The 22,137-nt window shown below is 73.7% G+C and carries 15 protein-coding genes; 8 read left to right on the top strand and 7 right to left on the bottom strand.

Annotation, left to right across the window (positions count from 1 at the left end; translation table 11 throughout):
• Positions 1–91: 91 nt before the first annotated feature.
• The 4 genes from AC5R91_RS14420 to AC5R91_RS14405 all read right to left on the bottom strand — a co-directional run bounded on the left by AC5R91_RS14420 (position 92) and on the right by AC5R91_RS14405 (position 5,752).
• Positions 92–1,750 (bottom strand): glycosyltransferase, encoded by a 1,659-nt coding sequence (locus AC5R91_RS14420; RefSeq protein ID WP_495397657.1) that lies wholly within the window; start codon positions 1,748–1,750, stop codon positions 92–94.
• Positions 1,747–3,162 (bottom strand): glycosyltransferase family 2 protein, encoded by a 1,416-nt coding sequence (locus AC5R91_RS14415; RefSeq protein WP_495397656.1) that lies wholly within the window; start codon positions 3,160–3,162, stop codon positions 1,747–1,749. The genes AC5R91_RS14420 and AC5R91_RS14415 overlap by 4 nt, the downstream gene beginning before the upstream one ends.
• The gene (locus AC5R91_RS14410; protein WP_495397655.1) at positions 3,159–4,694 is read right to left on the bottom strand and encodes an ABC transporter ATP-binding protein; all 1,536 of its coding nucleotides are present in this window, start codon (positions 4,692–4,694) and stop codon (positions 3,159–3,161) included. The genes AC5R91_RS14415 and AC5R91_RS14410 overlap by 4 nt, the downstream gene beginning before the upstream one ends.
• Before the next feature lie 116 nt (positions 4,695–4,810).
• A complete protein-coding gene (locus AC5R91_RS14405) occupies positions 4,811–5,752 on the bottom strand; it encodes an ABC transporter permease (protein WP_495397654.1) in 942 nt (313 codons plus the stop codon).
• Between the two features lie 509 nt (positions 5,753–6,261).
• On the opposite strand from AC5R91_RS14405, the gene AC5R91_RS14400 reads away from it, so the two are divergent.
• The 4 genes from AC5R91_RS14400 to AC5R91_RS14385 all read left to right on the top strand — a co-directional run bounded on the left by AC5R91_RS14400 (position 6,262) and on the right by AC5R91_RS14385 (position 12,053).
• Positions 6,262–8,850 carry an HAD family hydrolase gene (locus AC5R91_RS14400; RefSeq protein ID WP_495397653.1) on the top strand — a complete coding sequence of 863 codons (2,589 nt, stop codon included), beginning with the start codon at positions 6,262–6,264 and terminating at the stop codon, positions 8,848–8,850.
• Positions 8,847–10,589, top strand: coding sequence for a class I SAM-dependent methyltransferase (locus tag AC5R91_RS14395; RefSeq protein WP_495397652.1), 1,743 nt, complete (start codon positions 8,847–8,849; stop codon positions 10,587–10,589). Before AC5R91_RS14400 ends, AC5R91_RS14395 begins: the two co-directional genes overlap by 4 nt.
• 105 nt (positions 10,590–10,694) lie before the next feature.
• Positions 10,695–11,558, top strand: coding sequence for a helix-turn-helix transcriptional regulator (locus AC5R91_RS14390; protein ID WP_495397651.1), 864 nt, complete (start codon positions 10,695–10,697; stop codon positions 11,556–11,558).
• A gap of 138 nt (positions 11,559–11,696) precedes the next feature.
• Complete coding sequence (locus AC5R91_RS14385; RefSeq protein ID WP_495397650.1) at positions 11,697–12,053, top strand: VOC family protein; 357 nt, start codon at positions 11,697–11,699, stop codon at positions 12,051–12,053.
• 15 nt (positions 12,054–12,068) lie between these two features.
• On the opposite strand, the gene AC5R91_RS14380 is transcribed toward AC5R91_RS14385, so the two are convergent.
• From AC5R91_RS14380 to AC5R91_RS14370, 3 genes are all read right to left on the bottom strand, one after another.
• Positions 12,069–14,561, bottom strand: a complete 2,493-nt coding sequence (locus AC5R91_RS14380; protein ID WP_495397964.1) for a WD40 repeat domain-containing serine/threonine protein kinase — start codon at positions 14,559–14,561, stop codon at positions 12,069–12,071.
• A gap of 748 nt (positions 14,562–15,309) precedes the next feature.
• Positions 15,310–17,406: a DUF2142 domain-containing protein gene (locus AC5R91_RS14375; protein WP_495397649.1), complete on the bottom strand. Its 2,097-nt coding sequence runs from the start codon at positions 17,404–17,406 to the stop codon at positions 15,310–15,312.
• A 341-nt stretch (positions 17,407–17,747) separates the two neighbouring features.
• Complete coding sequence (locus AC5R91_RS14370) at positions 17,748–18,422, bottom strand: acyltransferase (RefSeq protein WP_495397648.1); 675 nt, start codon at positions 18,420–18,422, stop codon at positions 17,748–17,750.
• Positions 18,423–18,644: 222 nt separating this feature from the next.
• Here AC5R91_RS14370 and AC5R91_RS14365 point away from each other — a divergent pair, with 222 nt between their 5' ends.
• The 4 genes from AC5R91_RS14365 to AC5R91_RS14350 all read left to right on the top strand — a co-directional run bounded on the left by AC5R91_RS14365 (position 18,645) and on the right by AC5R91_RS14350 (position 21,983).
• On the top strand, positions 18,645–19,628 hold the full coding sequence (locus tag AC5R91_RS14365; RefSeq protein ID WP_495397647.1) for a glycosyltransferase family 2 protein: 984 nt from the start codon (positions 18,645–18,647) through the stop codon (positions 19,626–19,628).
• A gap of 2 nt (positions 19,629–19,630) precedes the next feature.
• Positions 19,631–20,812, top strand: coding sequence for a glycosyltransferase family 4 protein (locus AC5R91_RS14360; protein WP_495397646.1), 1,182 nt, complete (start codon positions 19,631–19,633; stop codon positions 20,810–20,812).
• A gap of 162 nt (positions 20,813–20,974) precedes the next feature.
• Positions 20,975–21,688, top strand: a complete 714-nt coding sequence (locus tag AC5R91_RS14355) for a class I SAM-dependent methyltransferase (protein ID WP_495397645.1) — start codon at positions 20,975–20,977, stop codon at positions 21,686–21,688.
• A 4-nt stretch (positions 21,689–21,692) separates the two neighbouring features.
• Entirely contained in the window at positions 21,693–21,983 is a 291-nt protein-coding gene (locus AC5R91_RS14350) for a hypothetical protein (protein WP_044884639.1), read from the top strand.
• Positions 21,984–22,137 lie beyond the last annotated feature (154 nt).

The raw sequence follows: 22,137 nt of genomic DNA, 5'->3' as shown, positions 1-22,137 counted from the left end.
GTCGATGCCGCGCTCCCGCGTCCCGGTCAGCCCGCGTCCTGGTCAGCCTGCGTCCTGGTCAGCCCACGTCCCCGGTCAGTCCTGGTCCCGGTCAGCCCTGGTAGAGCCGGCGGCGGTCGGCGATGTCGCGCCACTGGCGGGCGAACGCGTCGTCCGAGAAGGTCTGCGCCCGCTCGACCGCCGCGGCCGCGAGCCGGCCGCGCAGGCCGTCCTCGGCGGCGAGCCGGCGGGTGAACGAGGCGACCTGCTCCGGCCCGGTCCACCGGTAGCCGTCGACGCCGTGCCGGACGATCTCCCGCTGGCCGGCGCGGTCGATGACGACGGGCACGCAGCCGCCGGCCATCGCCTCGACGGTGGTCATCCCGAAGTGCTCCGCCGTCCAGGGACGGCGCCGGTCGTCCTCGCCGTAACCGGTCGCCGACCAGAACACCGAGCTGGTCGACAGCAGGTGCTCGACCTGGGCCCGCGGGGCGTTCGGGTGGACCTGCACCGGCAGGCCGGCCCCGGCGGCCCGGACCTGCTCCAGGTAGGGCCGCTGGGAGTCCTCGCAGCCGCCGATGACGTGCATCGTCCAGCCCGGCAGGTCGCCGGCCCGGTACAGCTCACCGAACCACCGCACCATCTCGAGCTGCCGCTTGGCGTGCCCGAGGCCCGGCATGAAGAACCGTCCGACGGTGACGACGGCCTTCTCCCGGGCCGGTGCCGGGTGCAGCCGCTGCACCTGGATCGGGGGGAACAGCACGTCGGCGTCGCGCTTCCACAACCGCCGGATCCAGCCCCGGGTGAACTGCGAGTTGGCCATGACCACGTCGTAGCCGTCGAGGTAGGCCAGGTCCGCCGGGTCCCGCAGCAACCAGGGGAAGCGCAGCGGCAGGCGGGCGATCGGTCCCTCGTCGCCGTCGGTGACCCGCGGCCGGCTCACCGCGACGCCGAGTTCGCGCACGTCCGCGGCTCCCGGCGAGAACGCGTCGCTGACCAGGGTGAGCTCGGTGCCGTCGGTGGTCGGCGGCAGCGGCACCTCGAACGGGGCGAAGTCGGCGCCGATCTCCAGCTTGGCCAGCACTCCGCCGCCCGCGTCGAGGACCCGCAGCGACGTGCCGGCCGGCGCGCCCGGACGGCCGATGTCGGCGCGCAGGGTGCGCCGCTCACCCGGGCTGACGGCGAGGATGCCCGACCCGTTCGTCCAGGTCCACTGCCGGCGACGGCCGCCCTCCGGCGGGTACCAGCCCTGGCCGAAGCTGACCGCCGGGCGCACCCCCCGCAGCAGCGGGCCGGCGGTGCGCACCGCGGCCCTGCGCCAGGCCGCCATGTCGTGGTCGAAGGGCGTGGGGAAGAAGCACAGGTACGCCGAGCGGCGGGACTGCGGCGCGATGCGGCTCATGTACGAGCCGTTGACGAACAGGTCGTAGCTCGCGGACAGGGCCGCGATGGCCTCCTCGCCACGGTCCGGCAGCCGGACGTAGCGGCAGCCGGTGAGATCCAGGCCGAGATGGCTGCCGAGCTGGTCGAGGTCGACCTCGGAGTGCCCGAGGACGTCGACGCTCGCGCCCTCGGTCGCCAGCACCTGGGCGATCATGCCGTTGTGGCGTTCCCCGCCGCCCATCGAGTGCCAGAACCGGTTGTAGACGGCGGCCCGCACCCCCCGCGCCGGCCGCTCGTCGGCGCCGGTGGCCGCGGTGGCGGTGGCAGTGGCAGTGGCCGCGGTGGCCGGCGCGGCGGGATCCGTGGCGTCGCTGGCGAGCTCGCTCATCGGGAGACCAGCCAGCTCTGCAGGCTCGAGCGCCGCTCGGCGGCGGTGCGGCCGATCTCGCGCCGGGCCCGCAGCATCGTGGGCAGCAGCCGCAGGTACGACCCGCACACCCGCAGCCGCAGCAGCGTCGGGCGGATCGCCGGCCGGCTGCGGCCCCGCCACGCCTGGCGCAGGGTGCGCACCGCGATGGAGGCGGTCGTCGCCGGGTAACGCAGCACCGCGGACAGCGCCATCGTCGCCGTCGCGTCCTTGGTGAGCATCAGCAGCCGGTTGCGGTCGGTGTGAAAGACGAACAGCGGCGACCACTCGACGCTCGACGCCGAGTGGATGTGCCGCAGCACCGCGCCCGGCACGTAGCGGATCGTGTACCCGCGGGCCCGGATCCGCCAGGACAGGTCGGTGTCCTCGTAGTAGAGGAAGAAGGCGTCGTCGAACCAGCCGACCTCGTGGCCCAGCGACGACCGGATGGCCATCCCGTTGCCGCAGGCGGTGAACACGTCCTCCGGCTGGTCGAACTGACCGGCGTCGACCTGCTGGTAGCCCCGGTCCGCGCCGTAGCCGTCGGTCAGCACGATCCCGCCGACGTTGTTGACCACGTCGACGCGCGGCGCCTCCCCGCCGACGGTGAGCGTCACCGTCGTCGACTCGGGGCCGACGGCCAGCTCCGCCCGCCCGCCGTCGGCGGTCCCGGTCGGGCCGTCCCAGCTCAGCACGACCTGCTTGCGCGACTCCGCCGCCCAGGTGAACGCGAGGGTGACCGGCCCACCGTCCGGGATCGGGACGCACAGCTCGCCGTCGCCGCGGGTCCAGAAGTACGGCGCCTTCGCCGGTCCCTCGGCGCCGTAGGTCAGCTTCTCCCAGAGCACCTCGCGCAGCGCCTCGCGCCCGTCCACCGTCACCGACGACACCCGCACGCCCAGCTCCCGGGAGTCGTGCGGGCCGGGCACGAAGGTGGGCGTGCTCAACCGCATCCGCAGGAAGCGGGGCAGGAACACGACCTTGCCGGTGGCGGCACCGAGGCGCTGGCCACCGGGCTCGCCGAACGGCGCCAGCAGGGCCGCGAGCCAGGTCGGTTCGGGAACGGCGTCGTTGTTCACCAGCACCGCGTACGGCGTGGTGACCTGGCGCAGGGCGAGGTTGTTGCCGCCGGCGAAGCCGAGGTTGCGGTCCGAGGGCACGACCCGCACCCAGGGGTAACGCTCGGCGAGCAGCTCCCGGGAGCCGTCCGCGGAGGCGTTGTCGACGACCCAGGTCTGGAAGCCGAAGCCGGCGTCCTGCTTGGCGATGCCGTCGAGGCAGGCCGGCAGCAGGTGCGCCCCGTTCCAGTTGACGATCACGACGGTCGCCAGCGGCTCGCTCGCCGCGCCGCCGCCCGGCCCGGCGGTGGTTCCCGTCTGCTTCCGCTCCGTCATCCGCGCAGCCTCGCCTCGTAGTCGACCTTGAGAAGCCCGTCCGCCTGCGGCCCGCTGACGCCGAACAGCTCCTCGAACCGGCGGGTCGTCACCGGGGCGCCGGTGGTGGCGTCCGAGACGTGCACCTTGACCGCGAACGCCCCGAGCAGCTCGGGCAGGTGCGGGACGGAGAAGTCCACGATGTGCCGGCCGGGGCCGACGGCGAGCCCACCGGCGGGCGTCTCCATCATCCAGATGGGCACCTCGCTCTGCCCGACGATGTAGGTGTGCAGGTAGATCTGCTCCGGCGCGCCCTCGGTGACGTCGAGTTCGACGCTGACGGTGAGCCGCTCGCCCGGGTCGTACTGCACCATCGGCAGTCCGCCGGGATCCAGGCTGAAGGCCACCGACTGGGGTCGGACGGTGGCGTACTCCCACGACACCGGACCCTCGGCCGGCAGGCTGCCCAGCTTCTGCCGCAGCAGCTTCGTGCCCACGGCGGGGTTGCCGTCGTAGATCAGCGAGCCGGACTCCAGGACCAGGATCCGGTCACACATGCTCTCGATGAGGTCGAGGGAGTGCGTGACGAACAGGATCGTGCGCCCCTGCGCCCGGAATTCGGCGATCTTGGCCAGGCACTTGCGCTGGAACGCCTCGTCGCCGACGGCGAGCACCTCGTCGACGAGCAGCACGTCCGGATCGACGTGCACGGCCACCGCGAAGCCCAGGCGCACGTACTGGCCGGACGAGTAGTGCTTCACATCGTCGTCGATCTTGTGCCGCAGCTCGGAGAAGTCGACGATCGAGTCGAACAGCCGGTCGATCTCCCGCTTGGACAGCCCGAGCAGCGAGGCGTTGAGGTAGACGTTGTCCCGCCCGGACAGCTCGCCGTTGAACCCGGCGCCGAGTTCCAGCAGCGACGCGATCCGGCCCTGCACCGAGACCTGCCCGCTGGTCGGGCGCAGGATGCCGGCGAGCACCTTGAGCAGGGTCGACTTCCCCGAGCCGTTCGCCCCGGCGAGCCCGACCGTCTGGCCGCGCCCGATCGTCACGTCGACGTCGCGCAGCGCCCAGAAGTCGTCCCCGGCGGGGCCACCGCGGCGGACGAACCGTTCCTTCAGGCTCGTCGCGCGGTTGCTGTACGAGACGAACCGCTTGCTCACCCCGGTCCCCTGGATCACCACCGCAGTGCCGGGGGCGGCCTCGCCGGCGCCGACCTGCTCGGGCGCACCGAGAGGATCAGGCGTACCGAGAGGATCGGGCGCATCGAAGGGATCGACCGCTCCGGGCCCGCCGGCCGGCGCCGCACCGTCCGCGCCGGGAACGCCCCAGGGGTCCGACCGACCCGGCGGCGTTGCGGCGACCTCCGGGTAGGCCGGCGGGGCGGGGTCGAGCGGCGCGGGGTCGAGCGTGGTGGGGTCGAGCGCAGTCGGGTCCAGCGCGGCGGGGCCGGCCGGCGCGGCGCCGTCGACCGGGCCGCGCGGGGCCGCGGGACGCCGCCCCCACGGGGGGGAGGCCGCACCGCGCTGGTACGCGGACGAGTGTCGGGCCACTACAACTCCTTGCTGGCCGCCGGCGGACGTCTCACCATGATCGCACCGCGGTCGGCGTGCTGGCTCCAGGGCTCGCGGCGGCGGACGGCGACGTCGCCGAACCGCCGGGAACCCACCTACAGATCCTCGGCGAAGTCCGCCTGCATGGTGCGGAACACGTGGAACCCCACCCAGAGCAGGACGACCGAGATCGCCCCTGCGACGGCGAGATGTTCCAGGTAGAAGGTGTATCCCGGGTCCGCCTGGACGGGGGTCGAGCCGGTGGAGCCACCCCCAGGATCGTAGATCGCGCGTTGGAACGTGATGACCACCACCGCCATCGGATTGAGCAGGTACACCCAGGTCCACTCGTGCAGCCGAGCCTGGATCAGGCCGAAGGCGTAGACCATCGGGTTCAGCCAGAACCAGGCGAGCAGGGCGACGTCGAGCAGGTGCGAGGTGTCGCGGTAGCGCACGTTGAGGGCGCTGACCAGCATCGACATCGCGACCGTGAACGTGATGGCGACGGCGCCCGCGGGTACGAGCAGCAGCAGGTCGGCGCCGATCAGGCTGTAGCCGAGGATCAGGATCACCACGAAAAGCACGAGCAGCTGGAGCAGGAAGTGCACGGCGGCGAACCCGACCGCCGACAGCGGGAGCACGGCGAGCGGGAACCGCACCTTCTTGACCAGGTTCGCGTTCGCGACGACGCTGCCGCAGGCGGAGGACACGCTGCCCGAGAAGGCGTTCCAGATCAGCAGCCCGGACATCAGGTAAATGCCGAACCGCGGAATTCCGGACTTGAGGACGATCTGGAAGACGAACGTGTAGACCACGAGCAGGAGCATCGGGTTCGCCAACGACCAGGCGAAGCCCAGTGTGGAACCCTTGTACTTGACCTTCAGATCCTTGCGGACGAGATTGCGCAGCAGTTCCCAACGCACCCTCGTCTGCGCCCGGCTGCGGCGGGCCAGCCGGCTCGGATCCATCGCGTGCTGCCCCGGGCCGGGGCCCGCCGGATGCGGGGACGGGGCCATCGGAGAACCCGCCGGCAGCGGAGCGTCAGCCAGATGTGACACGACCGGCCCTCCCCGTCCCCCGGAGGTCAGGCCGCCGGTCCCCGGCACGGCGTGGCTGGAGCTGCACCTGTCCGCTCCTCACTCGACACGACAGAGATCTGACAGTACCGAGAACCGTCGCCGGCCCGGCACGCCCCCGGCCCGGCACGCCCCCGGCCAGGGCAGCGCCGGGACACACCCGCCGGACGCTGCGTCCACCGAAGGGTGATGCGCCCCACGGAGGGTGTTGTCCCGATCGCGGGTGAATGGCCGATGGAGCGCGATGGCGAACCGGCCCGCTTCTCGGCGGAATCGTGACGGTACCGTGCCCGGGCCGAGCCGGCGCCCCCACCCGGTCCGGTGGCCGGCGTCCGGAACGGGGTTCATAGTATCGACCCGTCCATCTGGCTTCGGCCGGCCGATGCCGCGTGGGGGATTCCCGACGTTTGGCGGCCGTCGGGGCCGACCCGGCGGAGGCGGCCGTACCGGTCGCATGGAGCGGCCGTTCCGGTCGCATGGAGAGGACGGCCGTGTTCACCGACGTCCGACTACGCGAAGTGTGGTCGCATCTGGAGTCGGGCGGGGCACAGGCCCTGACTCTCGATGTCTTCGACACCTTGTTGTGGCGCATGGTGCCCGAACCCACCCACGCGTTCGTGCTGCTGGGCCACCGGCTCGCCGACGCCGGCCACCTGCCGCCCAGCGTCTCGCCGGGAGAGTTCGCCCGGCTGCGCGTGCACGCCGAGCACGTGGCGCGGATGCACGCCGATGACGCCCGCGGCACCCACGAGGTGCGCCTGGACGAGATCTGGCAGGTGCTGGCGCCCGCGTTGCCGGGTACCGCCGGGGTGCAGGACCTGATCGACGCCGAGGTCGCGGTCGAACGCGAACTGTGCCGGGCCGACCTCGCCGTGGTCGAGCTCGCCGAGCTCGCCATGACCAAGCTCGGCCTGCCGGTGTACCTGCTGTCGGACACCTACTTCTCCGCCAGCCAGCTCGAACGGTTGCTGAACCGGCCGGAGCTCTCGGGGGTGCAGTTCACCCGGATCTTCACCTCCTCCGATGCCGGGACGTCGAAGAGCGACGGGCTGTTCCAGCACATGCTGGCCGCGTCCAACCTCCAGCCGTCCCGGGTGGTGCACCTCGGCGACCATCCCGTCGCCGACGTCGAGGGCGCCCGCGAGCACGGGCTCGTCGCCATCCACTACCCTAAGTACGCCGGATCGCTGCGCCAGACCCTCGACCTGGAGGGACTTCGTAACCAGCCCAGCGACGACATCCCCATCGACCCGGTCGACGGCGACTTCGGGATGACCGCCCTGCGCGCCCGGACGCTGCACCGCGCGGACGCCCTCGCCGTGCCCGCCGGGCTGCGCCGCTACTGGGAGACCGGGGCCACCGTGTTCGGCCCGGTCTTCGCCGGCTTCGCCGAATGGGCGGTGGAGCGGGCGCGCGACTTCGGCGCCGACCACATCCACTGCCTGATGCGGGAGGGGGACTTCCTGTCCCGCCTGCTCGTCGACCCGGGCGAGGACGTCGGCATTTCCGTCTCGACGATGTGGGCGTCCCGGCAGGTGTGCGCCCTGTCCAACGTGTTCGAGGGTAGCCCGGAGGAGCTGAAGAGCTTCCTGGTCCGCCGGCACGCGCCGAGCGTCGGCCAGCTCCTGCGCCAGCTCGGCGTCCGGCTGGAGCACGTCGCCGGCATCTCCGCGCTGGCCGACCGGCGCCTCGACGTGCCGGGCCTGCTCGACGACACCCTCGAAGAGCTCTGCTCGGACGAGCGGATCCGCAGCGAGATCGTGCTGACCGCCACCCGGCTGCGCGAGCGCTACGTGCGCTACCTCGACAGCCAGCTCCCGGAGACCGGCCGGGTCGTCTTCCTCGACCTGGGCTGGGGTGGCACCATCCAGGCGCTGCTCACCCGCCTGCTGGCCTCCACCGGCCGCAAGCTGGACATCCTCGGCCTGTACCTGGCGACGAACCAGGCGGCGATGAGCCACCGGCTCGCCGGCATGGAGCTGGAGGGCTACGTGGCCTCCGGCGGCCAGCCGGAGACGATGGCCAACCAGCTCATGCGCAGCCCCGAGGTGCTCGAGCAGCTCTGCATGCCCGACGTCGGGTCGCTGGTCTCGTTCGACGAGATGAGCAACCCGGTCCTCAGCATCGACCGGACCTCACGTACCCAGGTTGCCCAGCGTGCCGCGGTGCAGGACGGCATCCTCGCCTTCCAGCGGGAATGGCTGCGCTACCGGCGCTCGGAGACCCCGATGCCGTCGCTGGCCTCCGCCGGGGCCCGCCGCGCCGGGCTGCGCATGCTGACCCGTTTCGTCGCCCGCCCCACCGCCGCCGAGGCCGCCGCGTTCGGCTCCTGGGCCCACGATGACAACTTCGGCTCCGACGCCACCGAGGGTCTGCTGCCGCCGGAGCTCGTGCGCCGGATGCCCTACCTCACCCCGGCCGACATCGATCGCATCTCCATGCGGGAGCTGTACTGGCCCGCGGGCGTCGCCGGCGTCGCGAACCGGCCGCTCGCCGTCATCAGCGGGCTGGCCGCGGCCGCCGGGGTCCCGCCCGAGGAGGTCTCGCCGGAGGCCGCCGCCGGCCCCGTCGAGGTCTACGTCGACACCGGGGCCGACTTCGTCAACGGGGTGAAGGAGACGGCGCTGACCCGGTCGGCCCGCGACGGGCTGTCGCTCGTCCGGCTCAGCCTGGAGGCCGTCGGTGCCCGCCGCATCCGCATCGACCCGGCCGGCCGGCGCGGGCTGCTGCGGCTGGACTGGCTGACGCTGTCGTTCCACATCAACAACGTCGCCGAGCCCTACAAGGTGACCATCACCTCGCTGGACGACCCCGCCCAGCAGCTCGCCCTCATCGGCCTGCGGCTGCTCCAGCCGAACCTGGTGGAGATCCTCGGCGACGACCCCCAGCTCGTGTACACGATCGACCTGGCCTCCCAGCCGCATCTCGCCGGGGTCTACGCCCTCGACGTCGAGATGGCCTTCGGCTGGATGGGCATCCGGGGCGATTCGCTGATCCTGCCGGCCGCCGGCCCGGCCCGGGACGGACTCCCCGTCCGGGCGGCCCGCAAGATCCGGCGCGAGCTCGGCGGACTGCGGTGACCGACCAGCGGGACCCCGAACCCGCCGCCATCGGACCGCTGGACGGCGCCGACGCACCGGGAGTCCGGGGCGTCCAGGGCGAGGGTGCCGAGCCGGACGAGCCCGCGGTGCGGGGCCCGTTCGAGGTTCGCGGTGGCCCGTCCCGCCAGCCCGGCCCATCCCCATCCCCATCCCCGTCCGCGGCGCCGGCCTCCTCTGTGGCGACCGACATGGCGACGCACGCCGTCGCCGAGACCGGGACCGGGACCGGTCCCACGGCCGCGACCGGGTCGGTTGATCCGGAGGAGCACGGTGCCGTCCGGGACAGCTTCGCCGAGCTCGCTGCCATCGCCGCCGGCGGCGACCGCGCCGACGGCGACCCCGTGGGGACCGATCTTGCCGATGGCGGCCTCACCGGGAGCGGCCTCACCGGTAGCGGTCTCGCCGGGACCGACCTCATCGGGGCCGATCGTGGCGGGGCCGATCGTGGCGGGACGGGCCCCGGGTTCGGCCTCGCCCGTCAGGACGACCACGCCGTCGACGTGGGCGACGCCGCCGAGCCGACGCTGGCGCCGTTGCTGCTGCACTCCCTGTCCGACCTGCGGGAGATCTGGGTGCCGCTGATCGAGGCGTCCGGCGCGCGCAGCGTGGCGGAGATCGGCTCGGAGAGCGGGGTCACCACCTCCCTGCTCGTCGACCTGCTCCGCCGCGGCGGCGGTGGTCGGCTCGTCGTCGTCGACCCGGACCCGGGGGTGGCGCCGACCTCCGGCGGCGGGCTCGACGTGCAGGTCATCCGCGGGTACAGCCCGCAGGCCCTCGACGGCCACGCGCCGACCGACGCCTACCTCATCGACGGGGATCACAACTACGCCACCGTGCACGGCGAGCTCACGGCTATCGCCGACGCGGTCGCCCGGTTCAGCCGCTCGTACTTCCCGCTGGTGGTCCTGCACGACGTCGGCTGGCCGGCGGGGCGGCGCGACCAGTACTACAACCCGGACCGGGTGCCCGCGGACGCCCGCCAGCCGCACTCGTGGGACGTCGGCGTCGAGATCGACGATCCCGGGGTGGTCCGCGGCGGCTTTCGCGGGATGGGGGCGTTCGCCTGGGCGCTGACCGAGGGGGGTGCGCGCAACGGGGTGCGCACGGCGATCGAGGACTTCGTCGCCGAGCACTCCGACCTGCGGTTCTTCACGGTCGCGCCGATCTTCGGTCTGGGCGTGGTCGTCGACCGTCGAGCGCCGTGGGCACGCCGGATCGCCGACCTGCTCACGCCGTGGGTCTCCAACCGCCTGCTGTCCCGGATGGAGCGCAACCGCGTCGACCTGTACCTGCACGTGCTGCGGTTGCAGGACGCGGCGGCGGCGGTGGCCCGCGCGCGGCAGCGGGAGTGGTCCCGGCTCGACGACGAGCGCAGCCGGCTCGCCGCCCTCGAACTGGAGCACCTGCACCGCATCGGCCAGTTGGAGCATGAGCTCGCCGAGCTGCGCCGGCGCGAGGCCGAGGACGCCGAGCGCGCCGTCCAGGGCCACCGGGCGGCCGCCGATGCCGACGCACCGAGGCTCATGCAGGTCGCCCGGATCGCCGGCTCGGCGCTGCGGTCCCGGCTGAGCCCGACCGGGCAGGAGCGGCTGGCGCGGGTGCAGACCCGGATCGCCGACACCGGCACCGGCCGCACCACCCTGCCCGCCCTGCGCCGCCGGCCGAGTGCCTCGCCGCGGGGTGGCCCGAACGATCCGGACGCCCACCCGCGCGGGTAGGACCATGGACCCCCGACCGACGATGGACCCCCGACCGACCATGCCCCCCGACCGACGATGGCCCCTTGCCGACCGAGGACGGCTCCCCGATCCAGGACTGCCCCGGTGTGCTGGCCGGCCCACCGGTCCTGGACGCGGATCGCCGTCCCGGCCGACCTGCGGGAGACGGTGCAGGCGTTCTGGTACGCGTACATGCCGGCGGGGGACGGCTGGGAGGCGAAGCTGCCCGGCGGGTCGTTCCAGCTCGTCGTCAACCTTGATCGGGGCCGTTTCACGGCCCGGGACGGCTCCGGCGGCGGCCGGTTCGCCGCCGGTGGAGCCGTGCTCGCCGGGGCGCTGGCCGCGCCGGTCCTGCTCGATCGCTCCGAGCGGCGGCGGGTGTTCGGGATCAGCCTGCGGCCGGCTGCGGGAGGGGTGATCGCCGGTGGCGCCTGCCCGCAGGCCGCGGCGGTGCCCCTGATCGACCTGGGCGAGGTGTGGGGCACGGAGGGACGGCTGCTGCGCGAGCGGCTGCTCGCCCTGCCCGGTCCGGCCGCGATGGCTGATCACGTCGCGCAGGTGCTGCGCCATCGGGGCCGTGCCCACCGGGATCCGGCCGCGATCGCGCTGGCCGCCCGGGCCGCGGGCCGTCTGGGCCGGGGGATGCGGGTGACCGCCGTCGCCGACAGCCTGGGCGTGAGTACGTCGACGTTGATGCGGTTGCTGCGACGGGAGTTGGGCCTCACCCCGAAGGTCCACCAGCGGGTCGCCCGGTTCCAGCGGGTGCTCACGACGGTCGGGGCCGGCCCGGACACGGGCAGGGCGGTCGGATCGGACTGGGCGGCCATCGCGGCGGCGTGCGGCTACTACGACCAGTCGCATCTGATCCGCGAGTTCACCGCGCTCGCCGGGATGCGTCCGGGCCACTACCTGCCGAACCACGCTGATGGCCCCCGCCATGCCGCCCTGCCGAAGGACGCCGCCCCGTAGTCAGGGGCGCCGGTAGTCGCCACCTCGCCGTCGGACGCCGCCCGAGTGGCGCGGGCCTGACGGATTTTTCCAAGCCACCGCCACGGAGTGCCGCCATCATGAGACCGACCGTGTCGCTGTCCTCCCCTGAGGTGGATCATGGCTGTTCTTCGGATCGTCGCCGACCTGCCGTCCCGCTCCCTGCCGGCCGCCCGGCGTTTCTACGCGACCGTCCTCGGGCTTGAGTCGATCATGGACCACGGCTGGGTCGTGACCCTGGGCGATCCCGACCGACCCGGCCCGCAGCTCACCCTGCTGACGCACGATCTCACCGCGCCGGCCGTCCCAGCCGTCTCGGTCGAGGTCGACGACGTCGACGCCGCCCATGCCGCGGCTCTCGCCGCCGGTGCCGACATCGTCCACCCGCTCACCGACGAGCCGTGGGGGGTGCGCCGGTTCTTCGTCCGGGATCCGGATGGCAACATCGTGAACGTCCTCGGCCACACCCGGTCCTGACGACCGGCCCGGTGGTCAGCAGACCGGCTGGTAGGGGACGTCGGCGATGTGCCGCTGCCATTCGGCGTCGCCGATCTGTTTCGACGGGTCGGCACAGGCGGCGGCGATGAGGCTGGCGTCGTCGATGCGGCTGATCCGCACGGTGTAGTCGTCGCTGGCGGTGGCGATGCCGCTGCCGTCCGGCGTCCAGGCCAGGGCCTGGATCCAGTCGCCATGCCCGCTGATCGTGCCGACCGACGCAGGTCGGCCGGTGCCGGAGACGTCCCACAGGTGCACGGTGGTGTCCCAGCCGGCGGTGGCCAGCGTCCTGCCGTCCGGGCTGAAGGCCAGGTCGAACACCCACTTCTCGTCGGCGGGGAAGGACGCGGTGGCCGCCGGGCGCGACGGGTCGGTGATGTCCCAGAGGCGGGCCGTGCCGTCGTAGGCGCCGGTGGCCAACCGCCGCCCGTCTGGACTGAACGCCACGGCCCACACGTAGTCGGTGTGCGCGGTGATCGCCGCCAGCGGCCGCGGTCGGCGCGGATCGGTGATGTCCCACAGCCGGGCGGTCCGGTCGGCGCTCGCGGTGGCCAGCAGGTGGCCGTCGGGGCTGAAGGCGACCTCGTTGACCCAGCTCGTGTGCCGGTCGAGCACGGACAGCGCGGTGGGATGGCGCCGATCCGTCACGTCCCACAGCCGGGCGGTGTTGTCGTAGCCGGAGGTCGCCAGCGTCCGTCCGTCCGGGCTGAACGCGGCGTCGAGGACCCAGCCGTTGTGCCCGAGGATCACGGCGAGCTCGGCGGGATGGCGGGGGTCGCTGATGTCCCACAGGATCGCCGACCGGTCGTAGCTGACCGTGGCCAGCGTCCGCCCGTCCGGGCTGAACGTCGCGTCGAGAACCCAGGACGTGTGCCGGGTCAGGGTCGACAGCTTCACCGGATGCGTCCGGTCGGAGATGTCCCACAACTGGACGAGGTTGTCCGCGCCGGCCGAGGCGAGCAGCCGCCCGTTCGGGCTGATGCCGACGCCCAGCGCGGATGCCGTGTGCCCCGTGAGGACGCTGGCGGTCGCCGCGGCGAAGGAGGTGCGCAGCGCGGCGCGGGCCTCGCGCACCGGGCTGATGCGGTAGGCGGCCAACGACAGCCGGGCGGCGAGGTCCGCGTCGGAGTTGCGCACGGCCTCGGCGGCCAGCGCCACGCGGGCGGCCGTCTCCTCCCGGCTCGGCCGCTGGCCGCCGCCCGTGGTCAGCGCCAGCGGCATCAACGCCGCGATCAGCAGCACCGCGAGGATGGGCGCGGCGAGCAGCGCGATGCGCCGCCGGTCCCACCGGCCGCGGCGCCGGCTCGGCGCGGCGAGGTCGTCCGCCGCGCCCGCCGGGCCGGCGTCGGGACCGCCACGCTCCGGATCGCCGATGGCCGGGGCATGGTGGCCGGGGCCGGCGGCGGGCGGCGTCTGGTCCCGATCGGCCGGCGGCGGCCACGCTCCTGCGGCGCCGAGGTCGGCGCGTGCGGCGGCGGGGCCGCCACGCGAGCCCTGCGCCGCCTCGCCGGCGGCGCGGTCGGCGGCGCGGTCGGCGGCGCGGTCGGCGGCGCGGTCGGCGGCGCGGTCGGGAGAGGGCTCGGGTCGGGCCGGATCGGCAGGCCGAGGCCGCATCCAGCCGGTCGGCTCGGCGCCCGGCGGCGATCCGTCGCCCTCCGCCCCGACGCGCTGGGGTGGGGCCAGCATCGGCGCCCCGGACCGGATGACGCGGGTCACGTCCGGATCAGGATGGGTCGAGGGTCCCATCCCCACCAGGCGCAGGAACAGATCCTGCGCGGTCGGCCGGGCGGCCGGATCCTTGCGCATCGCCTCCTCGACGATCGGGCGAAGCGCCGGGTCGAGGCCGTCGAGCAGCGGCTCGCGGTGCACGACCCGGTAGAGCTGGACCGGCGTCGGGCCGTCGCCGAAGGGGAACGACCCGGTCCCCGCGTAGGTGACCAACCCGCCCCAGGCGAATACGTCCGCCGCGGCGGTGACGGGTTCGCCGTTGGCCTGCTCGGGCGCCATGAACGCCGGGGTGCCGACCCGCTGGATCTCCTGGCTCAGCATCGTCTGGGCATCCAGCGCCCGCGCGATCCCGAAGTCGATCACTCGCGGGCCCAGGGAGGACAGCAGCACGTTGGACGGTTTGAGGTCGCGGTGCACGAGACCCGCGCCGTGGATCGACGTCAGCGCCGCCGCGACGCTCACCGCGAGGCGTTCCAGGTCGGCCGAGCGCAGCGGGCCCTCCGCGGCCACGCTCTGGGCGAGGGTCAGCCCGTCGATGTACTCGGTGACGAGGTAGGGCAGCCCGTCCGGGGGGTCGACGACGTCGAGCACCTCCGCGGTGCAGAAGCGGGCCACCCGGCGGGCGATGTCCGCCTCGCGCCGGAACCGGGCCCGGAACTCGGGTACCCGGGCCAGGTCCGGCCGGATCACCTTGACCGCGACGAGCCGGCCCGCGTACCCGGTCACTCCGGGGCGCCCTCGCCCGAGGTAGACGGTGCCCATTCCGCCCTCGCCGAGCCGGCCCAGCAGCTCGACGTGGATGAGTTCCCGCGGGTCGTCGCGGTCGAGCGGCGCGACCGGGCCGCCCGGTCCCGACCCGCCCGCGGTAGCCCCGCCGGCCGCCGCCGGGTGGCTCACCGGGCCAGACGGCTCGGCCTGCGCGCCGCTCGGCGACGGGGATGGCGCGCCGGGCGCGCCACCGGATCCCGCGCCGGCGGCGCTCGCCAGCCCGGTCGCGGCGGCCAGGGCGGCGTGCGGCAGCAGGTCCTGGGGCAGCGACTGGTCCCGAGGCGGCAGTGGGTTCTGAGGTAGCGACTGGTTCTGGGGTAGCGACTGGTTCTGGGGTAGCAGAGAGTCCTGGGACAGCGAGGGGTGGGGCGCCGGCCTGGGAGCTGCCGGCGTGGCGGTCGCCGCGGACTGAGGCGATGTTCCCTCGACGGGTTTCGGCGGGGACAGCACCGCGGCGGGCTCCGGCGCGGCGGCCGGACCCTGGTCGGGCGGCGGCGCGGGCTGGGGTGTCGCCCTCCGCGCCCTGCCGGTCTCCCGCTTGCGGCGCAAGATCCCCCCCGAACTGAGATGGTCGACACCGCGGACCTCGTGTGCACGATCATCATCTCATGGTCCGTTGGGCCCGGCCGGTGCCGTCTCGGTCGGTCCGGGCTCCGTGCCAGTGTGCCGCTGTGCGCGTGAGCGTGCACGCTGCGCAGTAGATAACGGACCCTATGCCGGCGATCGTCCCGGATTCGGTGGGTCAGCGCGGTTGCGGATGGCGAGCGCCGTCGGCCTCGATGGCCTCCATGGCCTCGGCGGCCTTGTCGGCCCCAGTGGCCTTTTCGGCCTCGGTACTCGGCGCCGGTGGGCCGCCGTGTGCCGGCAGGGACGGCGGCTGCGCGCCCTCGGGCCCGTCGGGCCGGGGCTGCCCGCTCGCCAGGGTGTCCCGGTGCAGTCGGGCCGCGCGGTTGCGGGCGGCCTCCCGCAGCCCCTGGGTCCGAGGGTCCGCCAGGACGACCCCGCGGCCGGACCGGGACGGGCGGGCGTCACGCTCGCCGATGACCAGCACCCACAGGCAGCCGGCCAGGGTCGCCACCGCGAGCGCGCACACCGCGACGGCGATGAAGACCAGCGTCCCCTCCGACCACGGCGACCAGGCCACCATGTCGTTCCACGCGTCGCCGAGGTCGCCGTCCTTCGGCCGCCAGAAGTGCGGGAACACCATGGTGATCGACCAGACCTGCAGGGTGACCGCACCGGCGAGGAACAGCAGCGGCATGACCCGCGACAGGTACCGGCCGGTGGCCGCCGCCCCCAGACCGATCCCGATCGCCAGCGACACCAGCCCGGCATACAGGTATCGGCCGGAGATGCCGCTGACGTGGAACTGCTTGTCGAAGTTCTTGGCGGACTGCACCGTCATCAGCCCGAACAGGCCCCACGTGACCCACAGCAGGAGCAGCAGGTCGACCCGGATGCGCCAGTTGCGGGCCCGGATCAGCGCGAGCGCGAAAAAGAAGATGACGAGGGCGGTGCCGGTGCGGACCGGGACGGTCGTGAGGTTGACCTCGAACCAGCCGAACGATCCCCACCAGCGCAGGATCGTCCCGTTGATCAGGATCTCCCGGTAGGCGCCCCAGTCGTCGCCGAGGTACTGGCCCAGTGGGAAGCCGGGCGTCTCTGGCTGGAAGGCTCCCCAGCGCACGACGTTGACGATCCACCACCAGCCACCCAGCGCGACCATGATCGCCCCGCCAAGCAGGATCTGCCGCCAGGGCGGTCGCTGCGCGGCGGCCGAGGGCCCGGCGGGTCCCGCGTCGGCGAGCCGGAACGGCCGGATGTCGGCCCGACCGTCGCCGGCACTCACCGCGCCGCCGGCACTCACCGCGTCGCCGCGACCGGCGCTCGCCCCGGGCGGGGGCGTGCCGGCCAGGTCCGCCGCGGGCGCGCGCGCCCGCAGCGCGCGGGCGTCCCGCCGGGCCCGGGTCCAGGCCAGCACGTAGGCCAGCGCGGCCATCGGGACCAGCACGATCGCCAGCGATTTCGTCATCAGGGCGAGGCCGACGAAGCCACCCGTCCAGGCCGCCGTGCGCAGCGAGGTGTCCCCGCGCAGCACGTAGACGATGCCCACGGTGGCCAGCCCGGCGGTCAGGATCAGCAGGTTGTCGTTGTTGACGCTGGAACCGATGTGGGCCAGCTCCGGGATGGCCAGCGGGACCAGGGCCGCGCAGGTCCCCGCCACCCGGCCGCCGTCGGACAGCCGGTGCGCCCCCGCCCAGGCCAGCAGCGGCAGCGGGGCCACCATCGCCACGCTGACCAGGCGCAGGATGCCGATGATCTCGTCCCAGCGCAGATCGTCGCCGCCGCCCGGGATCGCCTTGAGGATCACCGCGTTGACCCAGTAGTACAGCGGCGGGTGCTGGACGATCTGCTGGATGCCGCCCCTGGGCGCGGGCGTCCGCTCCAGTTCCTCCCAGCTCGGCCGCTCGTCGCGGGGCGTCGCCTGCGCGGCGGTGAAGGGCCCCGCGGAGAGGTCACGCGGCCGCTTGTCGGAGCCGTAGGGCGCCGCCATGATCGCGCCGACCCCGCCGCGAGTCACGATCACGTGCCCCGGATGGGGCCAGCCTCTGCCCTCCACCAGGCGCATCACGGCGTCTACGTGGTTGGGCTCGTCGGGCGCGTGGTACTGCGGCATCATCACCGACCAGCCCGCCAGAACCGCCGTGAACAGCAGGGTGATCGCCCAGATGGTGGGGGGCGCGGTGCGCAGGATGCGCCACGGACGAAAGCGGGTCCCGTCGGGGATCACGGCCGGGGCGGGCGCGGAGGCGGCGCGGGCCGCTGCGGTCGAATCCACGGAGTCACCCAAGCTCTGCACGGTCCCATCCGACGAAGGTGCTGTCATGTTACGGACACCGCCGCTCGGTTGACTGTCCGGGTATCCGCACATCGGCCCTGGTCGCGGACGGTGGTGAGGTGCTTTCCGGTGTGCCGCAGGTCACCGTCCGCAGTGTTCCCCCGCGACCCGCGTCGCAGTCCGGCGGTGTCCGCGGTAGGCCCGCACCAGGCCGCACGCCCCAGCCCGGGAATCCACCCTCGCTACCGGGAGCCCCATCTCAGCCCGGGAGTCCGTCCTTCGGCACCGGGAGCCCCATCTCGGCCCGCGGGCTTGTTGCCTCGGCCCGGCGGGCTCGTGCCTCAGCGCCAGGAGTCGATGTGGCCGACGACCTTCGCCGGCGACCCGGCGACGACGGCCTTCGGCGGGACGTCGCGGGTGACCACCGAGCCCGCCGCCACCACCGCGCTCTCGCCGACGGTGACACCCTTGAGGACGATCGCTCCGGTGCCGATCCAGGCCCGGTCCTCCAGCACGATCGGTCCGCTCACCGGCTGCTCGACGCCGTCGACGACCATGGGATGGAAGTCGTTGTCGAGTAGCTGGGTGTTCCACGAGACGTTGCAGTAGGCCCCGATGGAGATCCGTTCCCGGACGAGGATCTTGGCGAACCCGTTGACGTTCGCGCCGGGGCCCAGCTCCAGCACGCCGGAGTCGACGACGACCCGCACGCCCCGCTGCAGCGAGACGACCCCCTCGCAGCGCAGCCGGCCCTCCGGATGCACCCGGATGATCGAGGTGTCGCGCTTGGTCGACAGGCCGAACCCGCCGAGGCCGACCCGCAGCGCCGCGCCCTCGGCGAACTCGATGCGCTCCCGACCCTCGATGACGGTCGGCGAACCGAGCCAGATCGGCTGCTTGTGGGCGAGCGGGTAACGCAGGCCCGCGACGAACGAACGGGCCGAGGTCTCCCGGGCGGCCCGCAGCGTCCGCACCTGCCGCACGTATTCACGTAGATCACTTCTGAACGCAGCCACGGTCCAAACAGTAGGCGCCGACGTGGCCCGGTCGTCGGCCCGGTCGTCGGACCCCGGGACGGGACGTGCCACTCTAGAACGGCGCGCCCGAATGGACGGACCGCGCATCACCGCCACGGACCGGCGATCGGAGTGGGGACGACGTCGGGCCGCGCCATGCACCGGCCCGCCGCCCCGCAGCGGCGATCACCGCCGGGAACGACGACCGGGAGCCACACCGACGTGAGTGTCAGCGCCATCCACAAGCCCGACCATCCGGAGGGCAGCACCCCGACGCAGCCCGCGGCCGGCGACGACCTCGTCGCGCTCGGACCCGACGTCCCCTACGTCACCATCGTTCTGCCCTGCTACAACGAGCAGGATCACGTGGTGCGCGAACTGGAGCGCATCACGGCGGCGATGGACGCCAGCGGGTACGCCTACGAGATCCTCGCGATCGACGACAAGTCGACCGACAACACCCTCGCCGTCCTGCGCGACGCGGCCCCCCGCTTCCCCCGGATGCGGATCATGCCGTTCCGCCGCAACGGCGGCTCGGGCACGGCCCGGCGCATCGGTACCCAGGAGGCCCGGGGGAAGATCGTCGTCTGGACCGACGCCGACATGACCTACCCGAACGAGCGCATCCCGGAGTTCGTCCGCTACCTGGACGACAACCTCGACGTCGATCAGGTCGTCGGGGCCCGGCTCACCGAGGAGGGGACCCACAAGTGGGCCCGGGTGCCGGCGAAGTGGCTCATCCGGATGATCGCCCAGCGGCTGTCCGGGATGAAGATCCCGGACCTGAACTCCGGCCTGCGGGCCTTCCGCCGCGAGGTCTCCCTGCCCTACCTGCGGCTGCTTCCGCCCGGCTTCAGCTGCGTCACCACGATCACGATGTCGTTCCTGTCCAACCAGCACCCGGTCGACTACATCCCGATCGACTACGCGAAGCGTGCCGGGACGTCGAAGTTCCATCCCTTCCGCGACGCGCGTCGCTACATCCTGCAGGTGCTGCGGATGGTCATGTACTTCGACCCGCTCAAGGTGCTGATGCCGATCGCCCTGTGGATCATGGGGCTGGGCTTCATCAAGCTGATCGTGGACCTCGTCCGCTACGACTTCCACGTGGCGACCTCGACCCTGCTCGCGATCCTCGTCGGCTTCCAGATCGCCGTGCTCGCCCTGATCGGTGACCTGGTCGCCCGTTCCCGCAGCAACACCTGACCGTGCGCGTCGCGGTCATCGGCCCGACCCACCCGTACAAGGGCGGGATCGCCCAGCACACGACCGAGCTCGCGCACCGGCTGGCCGCCCTGGGGCACCAGGTCGTGATCGAGTCCTGGTCGGACCAGTACCCGGCGCGGCTCTACCCGGGCGTGCAACGAGTCGCCGAGCCGGAGATGGAACCGTTCGGGTCGACCCGCTATCCGCTGTCCTGGCGCCGACCCGACGGCTGGGTCCGGCTCGGCCGGCGGCTGCGGCACGAGGCCGACGCGGTCGTTCTGGTCGTCGTCACCCCGATCCAGGCGCCTGCCTACCTGGCCATCCTCACCGCCCTGCGCGGCCGGGCCGGGCGCCGGGGCGGCGGCCCGCGAGTGCTGGCGCTGTGCCACAACGTCCTCCCGCACGAGCGGCGCGCGGTGGACGAGCCGCTGGTCCGGGCGGTGCTGCGGCGGGTGTCCGCGGTGCTCGTGCACACCCCGGCGCAGGCCGAGCTTGCCGCGACACTCACCCCGGCGCCGGTGGTGGTGGCCGAGATGGCCCCGCACCTGTGGTCCTCGCCGACCCGGCGGCGCCCGGAGGTGACCGAGCCCGCCACCCAGGCCGAGGCCGCCACCCAGGCCGAGCCCGCCACCCAGGCCACGGCGGGTGGCCGGCCGCGACGCAGCCTGCTGTTCTTCGGGCTGGTCCGGCCCTACAAGGGGCTCGACGTGCTGCTGCGGGCGCTGGCCGGCGGCCCGGCGGACGTCCGGCTCACCGTCGCGGGGGAGTTCTGGGGCGACGCCGCACAGACCACCCGCCTCATCGCCGACCTCGGCCTGACCGACCGGGTCGACGTGCGGGCCGGTTACGTCGACACCGCCGAGGTGCCCGGCCTGTTCGCGGGCGCCGACGCCCTGGTGCTGCCGTACCGGGCGGGCACGGCGTCGCAGAACGTCGATCTTGCGCACCTGCACGGCCTGCCGGTGATCGCGACGACCGTGGGCACCCTGGCCACTGCGGTCCGTGACGGCGTCGACGGCCTGCTGGTCCCGCCGGACGACGTCGACGCGCTCGCCGCGGCCCTGCGCCGCCTCTACGAGCCGGGCGTGCTCGCCGACCTGCGGGCGAAGGTCTCCCCGCCCGACCCGCAGACGGCCTGGGGGACCTACCTCGACGCGGCGCTCGGCGCGCTCGGCGGCGGATGAGGGTTCTCAGCCCGGTCCGGCCGTGGTCCCGCCTGCCGCCCGGCTCGTCGCGCCGCGTCCGGAGACGATCACCTGAGGTATATCTGGCGGGTCCAGGCGCGGACGGTGCCCACATGGCGGGCAGACTGTCCGTCAACAACGGCCGGAACGGAAGGTGGACTGGTGAGCCCCGTACGTGACGACGCCCTCGCCTTCGTGGGTCACCAGGTCCACGTGATGCGCCGCCGTGAGGTCGGCACCCTGCTGGAGTGGGCGGGCGAGCTGACCGGGCGCACGCTGCTCGACGTGGCCGGCGGCGACGGCTACTGGGCCGGTCAGGCCGCCCGCCGCGGGGCCCGCGCCGTCTGCCTCGACCTGGCGCGGCACAAGCTGGAGTTCGGCCGACGGCTGCGCGGCCATCCGGGGCTCGTCGAGGGGGACGCGCTGGCGCTGCCCTTCGCGGCGACCACCTTCGACGTCGTCATGTCGGTGTGCGCGATCGAGCACTTCGACGACGGGCCGGCCGCGCTTGCCGAGATGGCGCGGGTGCTGCGCCCCGGCGGCGATCTGGTGATGTCCGCGGACGCGCTGACCCGGGCGGCCGCCTGGCCGGACCTGTTCGACCGCCACCGCGAGCGCTACCACGTCAAGCACACCTATCCGGGCGAGCACCTCGCGAAGCTGCTCGACGACGCCGGGCTGGACGTCGTCCGCCAGACGTACATGTTCCGCAGCGAACGCGCCGAGCGGCTGTACCTGACGTTGTCCGCGAAGGGCGGTCGGGCCGGTTGGAACGCGGCGGCGGTGCTCTCCCCGGCCGTCGCGCTGGCCGACCGCCGGGCCCCGGACACGGCCGGCAGCGTGGTGCTCACCCACGCCCGCAAGCGGGGGAGCTGAGTCGATGGCCCGGCGCTCACGGCCCGGTGAGGGGCCGCGCCGCACCCCGCCGCGCACCCCACCCCCGCCGCGCACCCCACCCCCGCCCCGCACCGGCCCGCCCCCGCCGCCGAGCTCCCGCTTCGCCCAGCGGGCGGTTGCCGCGCTGCTCACGGTGCTGCTGTTCGGCTTGATCATCTTCGGGGCGGGCGCCGCGGCCGACGCCGCGGACGGCGAACGGTGGTGGGGATACCTCATCGGCGGACTGTTCTGCGTGGTCATGGTCGCCGCCGCCCTGCGTAGTCGCCAGCGCTGAGTCGGGGGTGTCCGGCTTGGGTACCCGCCGCGTGCCCACTCCAGCTGCGGCCACCCGAGCGGGTGCCGCCCCGGCGCCCACTGGACCCGCGCAGATCGGCACCTGGGTGGCGCTCGACGGGCCCCCGGACCGGGGCCGCCGAGGGGTCCGGGCA

This window comes from Frankia sp. BMG5.60, assembly GCF_059428125.1.
This window is presented reverse-complemented; position numbering and strand designations above follow the sequence as displayed.